At 32.5% G+C, this 18,017-nt stretch carries 16 protein-coding genes, 4 tRNA genes and 1 pseudogene; 17 read left to right on the top strand and 4 right to left on the bottom strand.

Annotation, left to right across the window (positions count from 1 at the left end):
* Positions 1-220, top strand: a pseudogene (locus BLV37_RS15200) (IS110 family RNA-guided transposase); the annotation flags it as partial.
* Positions 221-359: 139 nt separating this feature from the next.
* Here the strand turns inward: BLV37_RS15200 and msrA are convergent.
* Positions 360-839 (bottom strand): peptide-methionine (S)-S-oxide reductase MsrA, encoded by a 480-nt coding sequence (gene msrA, locus BLV37_RS11465; RefSeq protein ID WP_091731556.1) that lies wholly within the window; start codon positions 837-839, stop codon positions 360-362.
* 251 nt (positions 840-1,090) lie between these two features.
* On the opposite strand from msrA, the gene rpsF reads away from it, so the two are divergent.
* From rpsF to BLV37_RS11395, 14 genes are all read left to right on the top strand, one after another.
* On the top strand, positions 1,091-1,375 hold the full coding sequence (gene rpsF, locus BLV37_RS11460) for a 30S ribosomal protein S6 (RefSeq protein WP_091731553.1): 285 nt from the start codon (positions 1,091-1,093) through the stop codon (positions 1,373-1,375).
* A 23-nt stretch (positions 1,376-1,398) separates the two neighbouring features.
* Positions 1,399-1,857, top strand: a complete 459-nt coding sequence (locus BLV37_RS11455) for a single-stranded DNA-binding protein (RefSeq protein ID WP_091731550.1) — start codon at positions 1,399-1,401, stop codon at positions 1,855-1,857.
* Positions 1,851-2,108, top strand: coding sequence for a 30S ribosomal protein S18 (gene rpsR, locus BLV37_RS11450; RefSeq protein ID WP_483145412.1), 258 nt, complete (start codon positions 1,851-1,853; stop codon positions 2,106-2,108). Before BLV37_RS11455 ends, rpsR begins: the two co-directional genes overlap by 7 nt.
* 151 nt (positions 2,109-2,259) lie before the next feature.
* Positions 2,260-2,781 carry an ECF transporter S component gene (locus BLV37_RS11445; protein ID WP_091731545.1) on the top strand — a complete coding sequence of 174 codons (522 nt, stop codon included), beginning with the start codon at positions 2,260-2,262 and terminating at the stop codon, positions 2,779-2,781.
* 163 nt (positions 2,782-2,944) lie between these two features.
* Positions 2,945-3,271, top strand: coding sequence for a MazG-like family protein (locus BLV37_RS11440; RefSeq protein WP_091731541.1), 327 nt, complete (start codon positions 2,945-2,947; stop codon positions 3,269-3,271).
* 2 nt (positions 3,272-3,273) lie between these two features.
* Positions 3,274-4,230, top strand: coding sequence for a YybS family protein (locus BLV37_RS11435; RefSeq protein WP_091731538.1), 957 nt, complete (start codon positions 3,274-3,276; stop codon positions 4,228-4,230).
* A gap of 21 nt (positions 4,231-4,251) precedes the next feature.
* Positions 4,252-6,258 carry a DHH family phosphoesterase gene (locus BLV37_RS11430; protein WP_091731534.1) on the top strand — a complete coding sequence of 669 codons (2,007 nt, stop codon included), beginning with the start codon at positions 4,252-4,254 and terminating at the stop codon, positions 6,256-6,258.
* On the top strand, positions 6,258-6,707 hold the full coding sequence (rplI, locus tag BLV37_RS11425) for a 50S ribosomal protein L9 (RefSeq protein ID WP_091731531.1): 450 nt from the start codon (positions 6,258-6,260) through the stop codon (positions 6,705-6,707). Before BLV37_RS11430 ends, rplI begins: the two co-directional genes overlap by 1 nt.
* A 124-nt stretch (positions 6,708-6,831) precedes the next feature.
* A complete protein-coding gene (gene dnaB, locus BLV37_RS11420) occupies positions 6,832-8,166 on the top strand; it encodes a replicative DNA helicase (protein ID WP_091731529.1) in 1,335 nt (444 codons plus the stop codon).
* Between the two features lie 48 nt (positions 8,167-8,214).
* Entirely contained in the window at positions 8,215-8,799 is a 585-nt protein-coding gene (locus BLV37_RS11415) for a GNAT family N-acetyltransferase (protein ID WP_091731526.1), read from the top strand.
* Positions 8,800-9,197: 398 nt separating this feature from the next.
* A tRNA-Lys gene (locus BLV37_RS11410) sits at positions 9,198-9,273 on the top strand.
* Positions 9,274-9,427: 154 nt separating this feature from the next.
* A tRNA-Val gene (locus BLV37_RS11405) sits at positions 9,428-9,503 on the top strand.
* A 148-nt stretch (positions 9,504-9,651) separates the two neighbouring features.
* Positions 9,652-9,728: transfer RNA gene (locus BLV37_RS11400), tRNA-Asp, on the top strand.
* A 245-nt stretch (positions 9,729-9,973) separates the two neighbouring features.
* Positions 9,974-10,049: transfer RNA gene (locus BLV37_RS11395), tRNA-Thr, on the top strand.
* 96 nt (positions 10,050-10,145) lie between these two features.
* On the opposite strand, the gene BLV37_RS11390 is transcribed toward BLV37_RS11395, so the two are convergent.
* On the bottom strand, positions 10,146-11,141 hold the full coding sequence (locus tag BLV37_RS11390) for an ATP-binding protein (protein WP_091731523.1): 996 nt from the start codon (positions 11,139-11,141) through the stop codon (positions 10,146-10,148).
* A gap of 6 nt (positions 11,142-11,147) precedes the next feature.
* Positions 11,148-12,215, bottom strand: coding sequence for a DnaD domain-containing protein (locus BLV37_RS11385; protein ID WP_091731520.1), 1,068 nt, complete (start codon positions 12,213-12,215; stop codon positions 11,148-11,150).
* Between the two features lie 119 nt (positions 12,216-12,334).
* Between BLV37_RS11385 and BLV37_RS11380 the strand changes: the two genes are divergently transcribed.
* Both BLV37_RS11380 and BLV37_RS11375 read left to right on the top strand, forming a co-directional pair.
* The gene (locus tag BLV37_RS11380) at positions 12,335-13,075 is read left to right on the top strand and encodes a gluzincin family metallopeptidase (protein WP_091731518.1); all 741 of its coding nucleotides are present in this window, start codon (positions 12,335-12,337) and stop codon (positions 13,073-13,075) included.
* Positions 13,076-13,254: 179 nt separating this feature from the next.
* Positions 13,255-14,781, top strand: coding sequence for a M23 family metallopeptidase (locus BLV37_RS11375; RefSeq protein WP_176967967.1), 1,527 nt, complete (start codon positions 13,255-13,257; stop codon positions 14,779-14,781).
* 140 nt (positions 14,782-14,921) lie between these two features.
* On the opposite strand, the gene BLV37_RS11370 is transcribed toward BLV37_RS11375, so the two are convergent.
* On the bottom strand, positions 14,922-18,017 hold the full coding sequence (locus BLV37_RS11370) for a type I restriction endonuclease subunit R (protein WP_091731513.1): 3,096 nt from the start codon (positions 18,015-18,017) through the stop codon (positions 14,922-14,924).

Below are 18,017 nucleotides of genomic sequence, written 5' to 3'. Positions count from 1 at the left end.
AAACAAATATCTTAGATACTACCTGATTGAGGCTGCTAACAGTGTTCGAAACCATATACCAGAGTATAAACAATTTTATTACAAGAAGTACGGTGAAGTAACTACCCACCAACATAAAAGAGCACTCGCACTTACATCTCGTAAATTAGTACGACTGATTTTTGGATTGCTGACTAAAAATCAAATCTACTCCACCGATAAAGTTGGAGAGATTCAATAAAATATTTTCCCTTCTCAAACCTATTTTTCTCAAAAAAATTATAGGTTCTATTAAGATTACTCTTTTTTAATTGTTTCTTTTATTTTCTTTAAAAATCATCTCTTGACATATTACCAGATTGCTCTTAAAATATAATAATTTAAAAAGAATCTAAATCTATATGACAATAGCCTCCTGGGTTTTTCTTTAAATAATTCTGATGATACTCCTCTGCATCATAGAAGCAGGTAAGTGGTTCTACTTCAGTAACTATAGCTCTACTATGTTTTTTTTGCTCCTCTTCTAAAGACTTTTGTATAATATTTAAGTCACTGTCATCTATATAATAAATGCCAGTTCTATATTGATGACCTACATCTGGTCCTTGTCTGTTTAAAGCAGTAGGATCGATAACCTTCCAAAATTTATCCAAAAGCTCTTCAAGAGAAATTATTTCTTCATTGTATTTAACAATACATGCTTCAGCATGGCCAGTAGTTCCCGTGCATACCTCTTCATAAGTAGGATTTTTCCTTGTTCCATTAGCATAACCAACTCTAGTATCTTCTACTCCATTAATTCTAGATATATACTCTTCAACACCCCAAAAGCATCCACCAGCTAAAATGATTTCTTTCATTGTGTATGTACACCTCCAAATAATATATTCTCTGTACTATTATACCCTATAATTGATGTTACCTTATAAGAATTATGATATTATTTAATATAGCAGTATAAAAAATAAATTAATAAATGATTGAAGGGTCAAATTTTTTCAATATATTTATTGTATTTTCATATAATCAGTGATATAATACCATGATGTAGTATATTATCCTTGCTCTATTATAAAAATAGGGCCGTTTAGTCCAAAAGGAGGTGAAGTACATGAGAAAATACGAAGCTGTTTTAATTTTTGCACCAGGCATGGAAGAGGAATCAAGAAACAACCTTGTTGAAAGATTCAAAGGCATAATTGAAACAAATGGTTCAGTTGATAACATTGATGTATGGGGAAACAGAAAGCTTGCTTACGAAATCAATGATTACCAAGAAGGCTACTATGTTTTACTAAAATTCAATGCTGGATCAGATGTTGTTGACGAAATGGATAGAATAGCAAAAATTACAGACAATGTAATTAGACATATGATTATTAGAGATGAAGAATAATAATGTTGTACGGGGGTGTAATTGTGAATAGTGTAATACTAATTGGAAGATTGACAAGAGACCCTGAACTTAGATATTTGTCTAGTGGTATGGCAGTTTCTAGATTTAGCATAGCAGTAGATAAAAATCATTTATCGAGAGAAAAAAAACAGGAATTAGAGAGCAAAGGACAACCTACAGCTGATTTTATTAATATTGTGGTTTGGGGAAAGCAAGCAGAAAACTGTGCAAATTATCTAGTAAAGGGCAGGCTTGTAGGAATCCAAGGACGCATCCAAACTGGAAGCTATACTGCTCAAGATGGAACCAAAAGATATACCACTGATGTGGTAGCAGATAGGGTACAATTCCTTGAGTGGGGAGATTCTAAGCAAGGAAGTCAAAACACAAATAGAGACTTCAATAGTATGAATAGAGACTTTGATGCTGGAATAGACATGGACGGTTTCCATCCAGCTGATGATGATGATATTCCATTCTAAAAAAGGAGGGAAAAAGAATGGCACAACCAGGAAGAAGATTCAGAGCAAAAAAGAGAGTTTGCAGCTTCTGCGTAGATAATGTTGATAAAATAAACTACAAAGAAGTTAACAAGCTTAAAAAATATATTACCGAAAGAGGAAAAATACTTCCTAGAAGAATTTCGGGAAATTGCGCGTTACATCAAAGAGAACTAACAAGAGCTATTAAAAGAGCAAGACAAGTTGCGATTTTACCATACACAGCAGACTAGTTTAAATAGATTTAATAATAAACAAAAGGGAATATATTTAAGTATATATCCCTTTTTTTTATTAAATAGATTTTTGGCTTGTTTTCTGATAGAATTAGCAAGTAAACAAATAAGTTATAGATATAAAAATTTTTTGCGAGGTGAGGTTTAAATGAAGCGTAAGGTTCTCTCAACAAGATTTATTACTAGAACAGGACTTTTTCTAGGGCTAGCTTTAGTGTTTCAAATAGGCCTAAGGCAGCTTTCGCAGCCTATTGTAGGCTCATTAGTAAACCTAGTTCTTATTATAAGTGCAGGCTTAATGGGAACATTTTCAGGTGCAGTAGTAGGTAGTTTCACACCTTTAATAGCATTGCTCATTGGTATAATGGGATTTCCACCAGTAGTTCCTTTTATTATTATAGGTAATTTTGTATATGTTTTTATTTTTAATATATTAAGAAGAAATTTAAATATAAAGGGAGCAAGCATAACCGCTGTTGTAGGTGCATCATTAGCTAAGTATTTGGTTCTTATGATATCAGTAAAATATGTTTTAGCATTTTTTGTACCTAATGTTCCGCCCAAAATCATAGCTATGTTTTCTCTTCCACAGCTTTATACAGCTTTAGTGGGAGGGGTTTTAGCAACAATAATATTGAGATTATTACCTAAGACTTTAATTAAAGATTAAGCTTCCAGTAGCTTTGGAAGCTTAAATTATTCTGTAGAAATAAGAAAAAACACAATGGTTTAGTTAAGAGCTAAGGAATTATTTAAATTGAGAAGGATTTTTGTTAAATATAATTAGTTAAACCACGGTAGATTTGTTATAATGTATTATGGGGGGGTATAACATGACTTTCAATGATAAAAATATAGATATTACAAAAAATATTAAGATTATTGAATGGTTAAAAAGTGAACTCTTAACAGCCATAGCTTCGTTGTATGAGCTTCTTGCAAAGGGTATACAAGACAGTCATGATGCAATGCTAGATGCAATATCCAATATAATACTAGTAGCATACCTACTTGGTAAAAGGCTTGGTCTTTCATATGAAAGCATAGATGCTAAGGTAGAAGAAAAAGCAAAGCTAGGACTTATTGAAGATCATAAAATAGAAAAGTGGTATGGAGATTTAAGTAGTCTACTAGAATACTCTAAGAGAAAAAGAGGATAGAGGTGAAAAACTTGAACTTAGGAAATAAGACAAATGGCATAACGGAAGCTGCAATAATTACAGCAATTATGACAATACTTGTAATTGTTGGGAACTTAATGTTTCCAGTAATAATTTTACTTTACCCAATACCTTTTATTATCCTAGGAGTAAGGCATAAAACCCAGTATAACATATACTCAATATTAATATCTAGCATATTAATCGGAGTACTTATGGATATTTTTACAGGTATTTTTATTTTTTTAGAATTTGGTTTGCTATCTATTATAATAACTTATATGATAAATAGAAAATATAAGCCTCAGCAAATATTGATTGGTAGTTCAATAGTTACTTTAGTCTCTACTTTATTATCTTTAAGTATTATTGAATACATAACGGGCGTAAGCTTTTTAAGCCAAATTAACACATTTTTAGCAGACAATTTGCAGTTTCAATTAAATATTTTAAAAGACATGGATATATCCAGCTATGAAATGTCTTTCATAAAAGATGCTTTAATGGCAACTGTAGAATATATTATAATTATTATACCTGCATCTTTGATTATAGTTTCTGTTTTTATAGTATATATAAATTATTGGATGGCTACAGCTATATTAAAAAGATTAGGATTTAAAACTGTGGATATACCAATGTTTTCAAATTTTAGACTCCCTAGCAATATAATAATGGGCTCCATAGTTATTCTTGCTGCCGCCTCTGTAATTAGATATATGAAGCTTTTTTATTATGAAACAATATTTATTAATACCTTTTTACTAATATCCTTCGTATTTTTTATTCAAGGATTGTCTGTAGTAGTTTTTTTAGTAAACAGGGGAAAAATGAACAGGATTGTCAAGATTATATTAATAATACTTATAATTATTAATGTTCCTTTGAGTCTGGTAGTTTCTATTATCGGATTATTAGATGTTGGAATTGACTTTAGAAGGCTTAAAAAAGCCGAATAGCTCCTTGGGGGAGGATTTGTCATGGCAAATAAACGATTATTTAAGATTTTAATACCAGATTCGAAGCTCTATTTGCTTATTATAGGAGTATTGATAGGGATAATAGCATTCTACGAACCTAGAATAGCATTAATAGGTGTTGTTCTTTTAGCCTATCTAGTATATTACCATTGGAAAAACAATCATCTGAAAAAAGTTGAATGGACAAAGTATATAGAAAGTCTAACTAGTGGAATAGATACTGCTACTAAATATGCTATAATCAACCTGCCAATTCCTTTAGTTATGGTTGAAACTGATGGCTCTATTAGCTGGTATAATTCTAAATTTCTTCAAATGACAGATTCAAAGGATTTATTAGAAGAAAATATAGGAAATATTATACCAGGCTTCAATATAGATAATATAATGAACAAAAAAGAGGAAACTCCTATAGAAATATCTTATAAGGAAAAATATTATAAGGTACTATACAATATTGTTGGAGTAAGTAAGGGCAGAGATAGTATAGATGAGTATATAATAATGCTATATTGGATAGACAATACAAACTTTACTACACTTAAAACTAAGTATAATGATGAAAAGGTAAATGTAGGCTTAATTCAAATAGATAATTATGATGATGTTAGAAACAATACAGATGAGACAAATAGACCCATAGTTTTTGCTGAAATAGATAAAATGCTAAATTCCTTAGCAGCTAGAATAAGCGGTTTTATAAGAAAATACGAAAATGATAAATATTTAATTATTTTTGAAAATAGACATTTAGAGAATTTAGAAATGAAAAAGTTTGAGATTTTAGATAATGTAAGAGAGATTGATTTAGGAAATAAGATTCCTGTAACTCTTAGTATAGGTGTGGGAGTAAACGGTAAAAGCTTAACACAACAGTATGAATATGCAAAGGCTGCAATGGATATAGCTTTAGGTAGAGGTGGAGACCAGGTTGTTGTAAAGAGAATTGATAAACTCAGCTTTTATGGAGGCAAGAGCAAGGCTGTTGAAAAGAGGACAAAAGTAAAGGCTAGAGTAATAGCCCATGCACTTAGACAGCTTATAGAGCAATCTGAAAAAGTATTTATAATGGGACATAAAAATGGAGATATGGATAGCTTTGGAGCATCTATAGGCATATATAGAGCTGTAAAAAATAGAAATAAGCAACCATATATAGTTCTTAGTGGAGTAAATCCTTCTATTAAGAATATTTTTGACAGACTAAAGGTTGAGCATCCAGAGTATTTGGAAGATATAATAACACCAGATCAAGCCAGAATTATGGCAGACAAATCAGCATTATGTGTAGTAGTTGATAATCATAGGCCTAGTTATACAGAAGCTCCATATTTATTAGAAACTATTGATAAGGTTGTACTCATTGACCACCACAGAAGAGGAGCAGAATTTATAGAAGACCCCGTTTTAACTTATCTCGAACCCTATGCTTCTTCTACTTGTGAACTAGTTGCAGAAATACTATCCTATATGAGCGATAAAATGGATATCAATAAATTTGAAGCTGAGGCATTGCTTGCAGGTATTAGTGTTGACACTAAAAACTTTACATTTCAAACAGGAGTTAGAACCTTTGAAGCAGCATCATTTTTAAGAAGGGCTGGTGCAGATACTACAGCTGTAAGACAGCTTTTTCAGGATGATATAACCACGTTTATATCTAAAGCCGAGGTAGTCAAGGAGGCCAAGATAATAGATGGTAAAATAGCTATTTCTAGCTTTAGGGAAGAAAGCAAAGACTCAGTTCTTATAGCTGCAGAGGCAGCTAATGATCTTCTTAATATTAAAGGCATAGTAGCTTCTTTTGTATTGGCTTTTAGTGAGGGGAAAGTCCATATTAGTGGAAGATCATTAGGAGATGTAAGTGTACAATTAATTCTTGAAAAGTTAGGTGGAGGTGGTCATCTAGCTGTGGCAGGTGCACAGATAGAAAATGTAAGTATAGATGAAGCAGAAGAAATGCTTAAAGAAGCAATTGAGGAATATTTTAAGGAAGGTGAAAAATAATGAAGGTTATATTACTTCAAGATGTAAAAGGATTGGGCAAAAAAGGCCAAGTTGTAAATGCAAAGGATGGATATGCAAGGAATTTTTTATTACCTAGAAATCTTGCAAAGGAAGCTACAGAAGGCAATATTAAAGTTTTAGAAGAACAAAAGACTGCACAAAAAATCAAAAAAGAAGAAGAGCTAACAAACGCAAAGGAATTAGCAGAGAAAATATCAAATCTTACAGTAGAGCTAAAAGGAAAAGCAGGGGAAAACGGGAAATTGTTTGGTTCAATAACTACAATGGATGTGTCAGAAGCACTTAAGGCACAACATAAAATAGATATAGATAGAAGAAAAATGGATATAGAAGGCGGTAACATAAAAAGCATTGGTACTACTATAGTAGACATTAAAGTTTATCCTAATGTTTCTGCAAAACTAAAGGTTAAAGTAATAGAGGAATAAGACTAGATATTACAAGATACTTGATGCAATTATTCATCTAGTATCTTGTATTTATTATTTAAAGATTATTTAACTATTGAAATGGAGAATCAACATCTTTTAAATGTAAAATTGGGGTGATTTAATGGAATTAAATTCACTAGGTAAAATACCTCCTCATAGTATAGAGGGAGAGCAGTCTGTTTTAGGCTCTATGATACTAGATAAGAATGCAATTGTAGTTGCAACAGAGATATTAAAATCTGGAGATTTTTATAAAGAGGCTCATAAGGAAATATATGAAGCAATTATAGACTTATACAACAGAGATGAGCCTGTAGACTTAATAACTTTATCTGATGAGCTTAAAAAAAGAGATACATTAGATGCAATAGGAGGAATACTATACCTTGCAGATTTGTCAGAAAGTATATCTACTACTGCAAATATTAAATTTTATTGTGAAATAGTAGAGGAGAAGTCAATACTTAGAAGGCTTATTAATGCTTCTAATGAAATAATAGCAAAGGGATACGAAGCAGACGAAGATATTAATATAATAATAGATGCAGCAGAGAAGAAAATATTCGATATAACTCAAAAAAGAAGTCGTGAAGGCTTAGATCCGATAAAAGAAGTACTTCTTGAAAGCTTTGCAAGAATTGAGCAGATGGCTCAAAATAAAAGCAGTATTACAGGACTTACAACAGGATTTATAGATTTAGATAACAAAACCTCTGGGCTACAGAAATCTGATTTAGTATTAGTGGCTGCAAGACCATCCATGGGTAAAACTGCATTTTCTGTTAACGTTGCTGTGAATGCAGCTTTAAAAGGAAATGCTTCAGTAGCTATATTTAGTCTTGAGATGTCAAAGGAGCAGCTGGTACAACGTATGCTAAGCTCTGAATCTCATGTAGAACTCCAAAAAATTATAAACGGTAGATTAAATGAAGATGATTGGCCAAAGCTTTTAAGAGCTATGGGACCCCTATCTCAGGCTAATATATTTATAGATGATACTCCGGGAATCACTTTAATGGAAATGAAGGCCAAATGTAGGAGACTTAAAGCTGAAAAAGGCCTAGGACTTATAATGATAGATTATTTACAGCTTATGTCAGGTGAAGGAAGAATTGAAAGCAGGCAACAGGAAATATCTGCCATATCAAGAGGGTTAAAGGGTTTAGCAAAGGAAATGGATTGTCCTGTAGTAGCCTTGTCACAGCTATCACGTGCACCTGAAATGAGGTCTGACCATAGACCTATACTTTCAGATTTACGTGAATCTGGAGCTATAGAGCAGGATGCTGACATTGTAATGTTCTTGTATAGAGATGAATATTATCATCCTGATTCAGAAAAGAAAAATATTGGAGAGATAATTATTGCAAAGCATCGTAATGGACCTACAGGTACTGTAGAATTAGTGTTTATGGGACAATACACTAAGTTTTTAAATATGGAGAAACCAATATAATAATAAGATAGCAGGCGAACGCACTCTATAATCAGGGGGAGAAAAATAGTGTGTGATATTAAAGGAAATAGAATAAAGATAAAATCCTTAGAAGTAAAAGATGTATATGAAATGCTAAATTGGGGAAAGCACCAGGAGCCTTTATTTAAAGACTATAACTTTCCAGAGCTAAGTGATGAAGAGATTGTTAAGTGGTACAATTATAGAACACAGCAAAGGAATACAAAATGCTTTTCCGTGATAGATGGACAGGACAGAATGATAGGATATATAAATATAAGAAACATTAGACGAATATGGAAAAGTGCAAGACTAGGCATAGTCTTTGATCCTGACATATTAAATAAAGGATATGGTACAGAGGCTATAAAATTGTTGTTAGATTATTTCTTTAATATTATGAAAATGAAAACTATGTATTTAGATGTAGCGAAATTTAATAAGAGAGCCATAAAATGCTATGAAAAATGTGGCTTTAAAACCATACGTGAATATAAGGCAAAGCATATAAATTTAAAAAATGAATTATATGATGATAAAATATATCTACTATACGAAGATTATTTTTCAATTAAAAACAATACAGTATATTGTGATTACTTTGAGATGAAAGCACAAAAATACACAAATTAACAAAGTTATTCACAAATAACAAGCGAACACCTGTGCATATGTCTGTGGATATGTGGATTAAAAATAGTTTTTTAGGACAAACTGTGGATAAAAACACAATTTCATAGAATTAGTTACCTGTAGATAAATATAAAATCCTTCCTATCAATCTAAGATTTATACCATGCTAAATCTTAGATTGATAATCATTATGAGTCTATGAAAAAAATATAAAAAAATCATTGACAAAAAAGGTCGTTTCTTGTATCATATGAAGAGTAGTCTTTAAACAAGACCCATTAGCTCAGTCGGTATAAGCAGAGAACCCAAACCATGCTTCTGGTTTGGAGTGAATCGCTTAGTTGATATTAATGAATTAAAACGAAGTGATGGCTAATACCGTAAATTAAATTCAACAAGACCCATTAGCTCAGTCGGTAGAGCACCTGACTTTTAATCAGGGTGTCCCGCGTTCGAGTCGCGGATGGGTCACCATTATAACCTAAATAAATTCAATTTACTAAGGGCGCATAGCTCAGCTGGGAAAAGCAGGCATCCAAAACGCGCATAGCGTTTTGCGAGGATCGCTTTGTTGGGACCAGCAAAGTAAATTTAAAAATATGGTTATTACCACAAACAAATCAAATAAGGGCGCATAGCTCAGCTGGGAGAGCACCTGCCTTACAAGCAGGGGGTCATAGGTTCGAGCCCTATTGCGCCCACCATTATACTGCAAAGCAGTAAATTAAAAATTGAAAATTGAGAATTAAAAAAACAAAAAGCCATAAGCTAAGAATAATGGCAATTGAAAATTGGAATGTATTTCCAAAGTAATTCTTAATTCTCCATTCTTAATTCTTAATTAATATATACGGCCTGGTAGTTCAGATGGTTAGAATGCCAGCCTGTCACGCTGGAGGTCGAGGGTTCGAGTCCCTTCCAGGTCGCCATTATGACCTAACCCAATGAGCGAAGCGAATTGTAGGTAGGTCAAACGCAACGAGCACCAAATTTGTACGACCGTATGGGAGTAAACAAATTTGTGTTGCGAGACTGCGCAGATATTATGCTGGTGTAGCTCAATCGGTATAAGCAGGGCACCAAAATCATGCTTTTGATTTTGTGTGCATCGCTTAGTTACAGCGAACGAGTTAATAAAACTAAACAGTTAAATCCGAGAAGTAAAGTTAATTATGCTGGTGTAGCTCAATCGGTAGAGCAACTGACTTGTAATCAGTAGGTTGAGGGTTCAAGTCCTTTCACCAGCTCCATAAAAAAGGCTGTTTTGATTGTAATAATCAGGACGGCTTTTTTATTGCGTAAATAAGCTCACTATCTCTTGAATTTTGAAATAGTGAGCTTTATTATTACTCTCTGTAGGCTTCCCACCTTAAATCAGGTCCATAGAATTTAAGAGGTGCAAATTTGCCAAATACTCTGGAAAAAGTTCTGTTATCATAGGTATTTGCGATTTCCATTAGGGAAAGATTAGTGGAGATAATAGTTTTATTTCGCCTTAATAGCCTCGAATTAATAATGTTGAATATTTCGGTGTTAGTGAATGTATTTGTAAGCTCAGTTCCTAGGTCGTCAATTATTAAAAGATCAGCATCGAATAACAAATTATAGTTATTGTCATCCATGCTTTGCTGGGAGTTTCTTCTAAATCTGTGTTCTTCGATTATCTCTAGTATTTTAAAGGCAGTTTGATAGATTACTATTTTACCCCTATCTAAGAGGGCCTTTGCTATGCAATTGCACATAAATGTTTTTCCTAATCCTGTTGTACCATAAAACAGCAAATTTTCTTCATTATCCTCATCAAAGTTTATACAAAAACCTTCGCAGTTATTTAAAATATTTAGCATATTTTCTCTTGGAGAAAGCTTTTCGTTTTCAAAAGGCTCAGGAGAAAATATATTTATATTAAATGTTTTAAAATTCTCTTTTTCTAAAGCATGTTGAACTCCGGACATTCTGTAGGCTCTGTTTATCATCTCTTGCTTTAGGCAGTTACATTTTGAGCCATTCTTTAAAAAACCAGTATCGCTACATTTATTACAAAGATAGTTTACATCTAGATATTCTAATGGGAAATTATTTTCAGTCATAAGTATAGCTTTTTCTCTTTTCAATTTTTCCATTTCTGCTTTTATTTTATTAAGATTTTCCTCGTATAACTGTGGATTTTGAAGCATGGCAGTAGCTATTAGAAGACCTGTTTTAGATATTTCGTCATCAATTTCTTTTAATCTAGGTATTTTTAAATATATTTCTTCTTTTCTTAACCTTTGCTCGTATAATGCTCTATCTCTCCTAAGCTCATATTCTCTTAATATTTCTTGTATGTATGGCTTTTCCATATATTATCATCCTCTTCGTTTTCTTGCTATTTCTTCTAATTCCTCAGGGGTATATTTTGAAGTTCTCTGTTCAATAGTATGGAATCTGGTTTTAAAATTATTTCCTCCTGCTTGAATATTCTTATCTTTTTTTTGTGCAGGGGCTTTAGGCTTATCTTTTTCAGCTATTTCTTCTACAGTGTTTATTCCTTTTTCGTGCCATGAAGATAATATTCCATCAATATAATTCACACTAGGATTGGCAGTTTTTTTAGTGTTTTCACATGCTTTTAAAACAACCTCCATAGTAAATTTCCATTCGTCAAACCATTTGTCTATAACTTTCATTTCTGCTTCACTTGGGGTTCTATTATTAAAGCCAAGGGACCTCATTATTCTATCATAGCTGTAAAACTTTTCATCCTGCATCTTCAAATGATTTTCTAAAGCTTCTGAGTTAACTATACCCATATCATACCAATTTCTTATAATACCTTCAATATAGTTGATTTTTCTTATGCCTCTCTTTTCAACTGCATGAAAAAAGGCTTTAACTATTACTTCAGGGCTCATGTTGTAATTATATAGCCATTCAAGAATTTTCCTTTTTTCATTAGGCACCAATGGTCGCCTTACGATGTAGTCAATAGATAAAAACATTTCCTGAATACTTGGAATTTTATTTGCCTCAACTAAATCTTCTGGAGAGCAAGTATATATTGTATTAGAGCTTTGTCCAGAGCCAGATGATGTTTTTGGCATAAAGTTATTTTTTATATATAATTGCTTTAAATTTAAAAATTCAACCTTATAATCGTATTCATCACCATCTTCTTTTTTATGCTTTAGGATGATGCCTTTTTGCTCCCAAAAATCCCATGCCTTTAATACATCTGATAAAGGAATATTTAAATGCCTAGATATGCTTTCATTGCTTAAGCATAGGTTTTCATCCTTATCCTTTGCAAATTTATATCCTAATAAATAAACTTTAACATATGTACCATTTGCCATCGGCATAAAATCGTTTATAAATATATTTTCTACAGGGGTATCACCTAAATCTAAATTGGTGATTTCCAGAAAAAATGACATATTCTTCACCTACCAAAATTACATTTTACTTATATAATATTATATCATACCTTCAGTCATATTTTTAATTGTCATAAATATATTATTAATGTGGACAACAAAAAATAGGGAGAAGGATAATGAAAAAACTATTTCAAAAACTGATACACAAAATAATAATATTATTATTAATACTAGCTACACCAATTGTAATATATGTATTCACAAGTGATGATGTCCAAATAACATGGAATATAAACAGTATAAAAGAAATGAATAAGTACACAATAATTACCAAATATATTTCAAAAAGTGAAGGATTGTATGTAAAAGAACAAATTGAATACATAAATAAAACTAATAAAAACATCCAAAAAGTATTTTTATACATTAACAATATAAATATAAGAAAAGAAGCAATTGAAGAGATAGTATCTTTAGAAGGTAAGGAATTTCAAATAAAAAGAGTTAGGGCAAAAGGAAAGAACCTAGACTATAGGATAATTGGCAAAGATAAAAACATTTTAATGGTTAATTTAGACAATGAATTGGAAAAAGAGGATAAAATAATCATAGAAATCGATTATGATGTTAATATTTCGAAACTAGACCTAATTACAAATGAGGGAGAAATAAAATACTCTTTAGACAACTGGTATCCTATTATAGCATATTATAATAAGGGATGGCACCTAGAAAACACATATGATAACAAAGATAAGAACTATTTCTATGTAGAGATAGAGGTCCCAGAAGGATTTAAAGTAAATGCTTCTGGAAGATTAATAGAAAAGATAAAAAAGAAAGACGGAAATTGCTTTATATTTCAAAATAAAGGAACAATTAATTTTTGGATTGATATAATATCGACAAAAAAATAAGGAAAAACATGTATATATCCGTATAAATTATTAGAATAATGAATAAAATAGCAGAAAGACAGGCTATTTTTTGGGGTTGTCAAAACTAATAATTATGATATAATTTACACGTGCGGTTTAATTACAATCTTGTTACAAAGGGGTTACAAATTTGTTTCAGGATAGAAAGGAGCTGTATGATGAAAAGCTCAGGCGAGAATGAAAATCATAGTAATTTTACTAAAAAAATAACAAACATAAAAAGGTTTGTTACATCAAAGGCTTCAAAACTTAAAACTGTAAATATGAGATTTACTAAAGATAAACTTAGAGAATTAAAGAAAATAAAACTTAACAAAAGCATATTCAATGCTAGAACGGGTATTATAGCCATAGTAGCAGTATTGTTTATGACATTTTCATTAGTTCAGTATAAGAAAGGCATAGACCATGAAATTGCTACAAGAGCATTTAACGTTAAGCTGGGAACTACAGAAATTGGATTAGTAAGAGATATGCAAGAAGCAATAAAAATATATGACTCTATACATAAATCTCTTGAAAAAGAACAAGGGCTTGAAGTAGTCATAAATGAAAAGCTGTCCTTTGAAGATGTACATGCAGAGGATGAAGAGCTAACAGATAAGTCCATTATTGAAAAAGAGATTAAGTCAAATTTAACGTTTAATGTTGTTGCATATGCAATTAATATTAATGGTAAGGATTTTGCTTATTTAGGTACTGAAAAACAAGCTAAGGAAATCATTGAAAAAATAGAAGAGCCATTTAAACAAATTGCTGAGCAAGATGGAACAAAGATCGAAGAAATCAAAATTGTAGAAAATGTTGAGATAATAAGAAGAGAAGTGTCCCCTTCAAAGATTGATGATGCTGATAAGGTTCTGGGAGTACTTCAAAAAGGAACTGATGAGGAAAGAACTCACGTAGTTGAGAAAGGTGAAAACTACTGGACTATAGCTCAAAAATATAAAATTAGTGTAGATGATTTAGAGAAAGCAAATCCAGGTAAAAACCCAAAGCTAATACATCCGGGTGATGAAATTAGTCTAGTAGTACCAAAGCCATACTTGACAGTAGCTACATATGAAAAACAGACATACGTTGAAGAGATAAAATTTGAAACAGAATATGAATATAGCGACAAAATGTATAAAGATCAAAAATCTGTAAAGAAAAAAGGCGTTACTGGTAAAAGTGAAGTAGTGGCTAAGGTAGAAAAACATAATGGAATAGTGGTAGCTAAGGAGATACTAAAGGAAACCATATTATCTCAGCCTATAGCACAAGTTATAGTTCAAGGAACAAAAGAGCCACCACCAAAAAAAGGAACAGGAAGCTTTATGATGCCAACTAGAGGAACCCTAACATCAAGATTTGGGAAAAGATGGGGTAAGATGCACACAGGTATAGACCTTGCTGCAAGAGTAGGTACCTCAATAGTAGCTGCTGATGGCGGAACAGTAGTATTTGCAGGCAGCAATGGTTCTTATGGACTGATGGTTGATATAGACCACGGTGGCGGATTTGTGACTAGATATGCCCACTGTAGCAAGCTGTTAGTAAAGAAAGGCGACAAGGTTTATAAGGGACAGACTATAGCTGCTGTTGGAAATACAGGTAGAAGCACAGGACCTCATCTACATTTCGAGGTTATAAAAAATGGAGCAGCACAAAATCCATATAATTATATTGGAAAAGAATATTAGAAAGAATATATAGCCCACAAAAGAAGCGTTCACTTAGGGATTGAAGAAAAACTTAAATGAGCAGCTTCAAGCGGAGGCAAAAAGGCCAGCCATATCCAAGCATATGTACTTGAAATGGCTGGTCTTTGTCTTTCGTCATTTTACTGTAATTCATTTTCAGACATTTTTTCTGCTTGTTCAATAATTAATTTAACTGCATCTGCCTGTTTATCAGGTGGATACTTATATTTACGTAGAAGCCGCTTAACGGTAATGCGCATCTGAGCACGTACACTTTCACGTACATCCCAGTCAACTTTCATGCTATTTCGTATATTAATTGTTAGTTCTTTTGCAATTTGCTTCAGCACATCATTTTCATAGAATTCTCTGGCGGATTCATTTTCAGATATAGCATCATAAAATGCTAACTCATCATCAGATAAACCTAGTTCTTCACCTCTTTTATGAAGACTATTCAAATCTTTTGCCATTTCGATAAGCGTCTTTATAACTTCAGCAGTTTCGATTGACCGTTTAGCATACTTATTAACTGATGCTTCTAGCATTTCTGAGAATTTTTTAGCTTGAACAACGTTTTTTCTAGAAATCGCCTTAATTCTACCATCAAGCAATCTTCGTAATAGTTCTAATGCTAAGTTTTTTTGCGGAAGCCCTCTAACTTCCTCTAAAAATTCATCAGAAAGTATGGATATATCTGGTCTATTTAAGCCTACCGCTGCAAGAATATCTACTATCTCTTCTGAAATAACAGATTTTGAAACTAGTTGTTCTATTTCATATTCAACTTGATCTTTTGTTTTCTTAGGTTTACCCTTGGGTAACAATTTTATTATTCCGGCTTTGACCGCTTTAAAAAAACTTATCTCAAGGTTAATTTCTTGTGCTTTTTCTGATGTGGCGCACAGAGCATATGCTTTTCCTATCTCAACTACAAAGTTTAGAAAGTCTTTTTTTTCTTCTTCTTTTTTTCCAAGAATGAAGTCTACACATCTAACTATACAATCTATTCTTTGAGATGCTGTACCATCTAAGTAACAGCTATAATCGAATCCGTGTAACAAACCTTTTATTTGCTCATATTTTTCCATCATTAAATCTACTGCAACCTGAGGATCAATACCAGTTGTTTTTCTATCAGAAGGGGTATATTGTGCAAGGGCACTTCGAAGATTATCAGCTATACCGATGTAATCTACAACTAGTCCACCAGGTTTATCTTTAAACACACGATTGACTCGCGCTATAGCTTGCATTAGGTTATGCCCACTCATAGGTTTATCAATATACATAGTATGCAAACACGGAACATCGAAACCTGTTAGCCACATATCACAAACAATCACAACCTTTAACTCATCATGCGGGTCTTTCATCCTTTTTGCAAGAATTTTTTTCTGAGCAGAAGTAGTTGAGTGCATCTGGAATTCTGGTGGATCTGACGCAGCAGATGTCATAATAACTTTAATTGTTCCTTTATCCACTTCAGAATTATGCCATTCTGGACGATATTTAATAATTTTTGAGTATAGTTTAACAGCTATGTTTCTAGACATTGTTACAAACATAGCTTTGCCACTGAGTGCACTCTGTCTCAGATCATAATGGTGTAAAAAATCCTTTGCAATAACATCAAGACGAGTATCGGTTCCTACAAGAGCTTCAAGTCTAGCCCACTTTTTTTGTTGATTGATTACATATGTTTCTTCTTGTTCTTTTACAATTTCCGCATATTCAATATCTATTTTAGGCTTGAACTCCTGAGGAATATCAAGCTTAGCAATTCGGCTTTCATAATATATAGGAACGGTTGTTCTATCCTTGACTGCCTGCGTTAAATCATAGATATCAATATAATCTCCAAATAATGCAGGTGTATTTTTGTCACTCAATTCTACTGGAGTACCAGTAAAACCTATAAAAGAGGCATTTGGTAAAGCATCGCGCATATATTTAGCAAATCCAAAAGATACCTTGCCATCCTTCTCTTTAGCTTCTAGTCCATATTGGCTACGATGTGCTTCATCTGCAATTACTATTACGTTACGACGATTTGTTAGTGCTTCATTACTTTGATCACTTTCATCAGGCAGAAATTTCTGGATAGTAGTAAATATAACTCCACCAGATTCAACACTTAATAAATCTCTTAATTGTTTTCGGTTTTCTGCTTGCTTTGGAATTTGACGTAGGTAGTGAGCACTTTTGGCAAATGTTCCGTAAAGCTGATCATCTAGATCGTTTCTATCTGTAATAATAACTATCGTAGGATTGTTTAGCTCAAGAACTAATTGTCGGGCATACATTAGCATGGAAAAGCTTTTTCCACTTCCTTGTGTATGCCAAATAACACCTACTTTTCTATCTCCATTTTCTGCAGCAGCAATATGTGTTTTATATAATGCTTTTTTTACTGCAAAATACTGGTGATAACCAGCAAGTATCTTAAAAGATTTATCCTCTTCATGAACAAAAAACGTGTAATTAGATATTATGTCCAAAATACGTTTTTTGTCCATCATTCCTTGTAGCATTACTTTCAATTGAGGTGAAGATTCTGGTGCTTCACCGTTTCCATCAACAGTTCGCCAAAACATAAAACGATCAAAATCTGAAGAAATTGTTCCTACCTTTGCGTTTATTCCATCGCTTGTAACTAAGAAAGCATTGTAATTGAAAATAGTAGGAATATCTTTTTTATATGTTTGTAATTGATTGAAGCCTTCAACAATACCAATATCTTCATTGGACGCATTCTTCAATTCAATGATTGCAAGCGGTATACCGTTTATAAAGACAACAACATCGGGACGACGTTCTTTACCATTCTCGATAATTGTATACTGGTTTACAGCTAAAAATTCATTATTATCAATGTCTGTTAAATCGAAAATATAGGCTTTTTCAGTTTTTACATTTCCGTCTTTTTTTCGTATTTCTACGTCGATCCCGTCAGTTATCATTTTAAAAAAAGCGACATTGTTCTGTGTGATAGACATACTTTGATGGCGCGTTATTTTTTTTACCAAATCATCAATTACCTTATCAGGGTACTGTCGGTTAACTCTCTTGAGGGCACTGTGCAGACGATCATACAAGACAACATCTCCAAAACTCTCCCGTTCAGCAAAACTGCCGCCAGGTGAGATATCTGGGCCATAAATTGTTTGGTAGCCTAAATCTTGAAACCACTCCATTACTGCTTGCTCAAGATGGTATTCAATAAAATTTGACAT

The organism is Proteiniborus ethanoligenes (assembly GCF_900107485.1).
Lineage (GTDB): Bacteria > Bacillota > Clostridia > Tissierellales > Proteiniboraceae > Proteiniborus > Proteiniborus ethanoligenes.
The sequence above is the reverse complement of the archived record's forward strand: the minus strand, read 5'-3'. Positions and strand labels throughout refer to the sequence as shown.

What these genes read in the sequence shown, in the direction of transcription:
- msrA (WP_091731556.1), bottom strand. Translation starts at nt 839, where the DNA reads ATGAAAGAAATCATTTTAGCTGGTGGATGCTTTTGGGGTGTTGAAGAG.
- rpsF (WP_091731553.1), top strand. Translation starts at nt 1,091, where the DNA reads ATGAGAAAATACGAAGCTGTTTTAATTTTTGCACCAGGCATGGAAGAG.
- BLV37_RS11445 (WP_091731545.1), top strand. Translation starts at nt 2,260, where the DNA reads ATGAAGCGTAAGGTTCTCTCAACAAGATTTATTACTAGAACAGGACTT.
- BLV37_RS11440 (WP_091731541.1), top strand. Translation starts at nt 2,945, where the DNA reads ATGACTTTCAATGATAAAAATATAGATATTACAAAAAATATTAAGATT.
- BLV37_RS11430 (WP_091731534.1), top strand. Translation starts at nt 4,252, where the DNA reads ATGGCAAATAAACGATTATTTAAGATTTTAATACCAGATTCGAAGCTC.
- rplI (WP_091731531.1), top strand. Translation starts at nt 6,258, where the DNA reads ATGAAGGTTATATTACTTCAAGATGTAAAAGGATTGGGCAAAAAAGGC.
- dnaB (WP_091731529.1), top strand. Translation starts at nt 6,832, where the DNA reads ATGGAATTAAATTCACTAGGTAAAATACCTCCTCATAGTATAGAGGGA.
- BLV37_RS11390 (WP_091731523.1), bottom strand. Translation starts at nt 11,141, where the DNA reads ATGGAAAAGCCATACATACAAGAAATATTAAGAGAATATGAGCTTAGG.
- BLV37_RS11385 (WP_091731520.1), bottom strand. Translation starts at nt 12,215, where the DNA reads ATGTCATTTTTTCTGGAAATCACCAATTTAGATTTAGGTGATACCCCT.
- BLV37_RS11380 (WP_091731518.1), top strand. Translation starts at nt 12,335, where the DNA reads ATGAAAAAACTATTTCAAAAACTGATACACAAAATAATAATATTATTA.
- BLV37_RS11375 (WP_176967967.1), top strand. Translation starts at nt 13,255, where the DNA reads ATGAAAAGCTCAGGCGAGAATGAAAATCATAGTAATTTTACTAAAAAA.
- BLV37_RS11370 (WP_091731513.1), bottom strand. Translation starts at nt 18,017, where the DNA reads ATGTCAAATTTTATTGAATACCATCTTGAGCAAGCAGTAATGGAGTGG.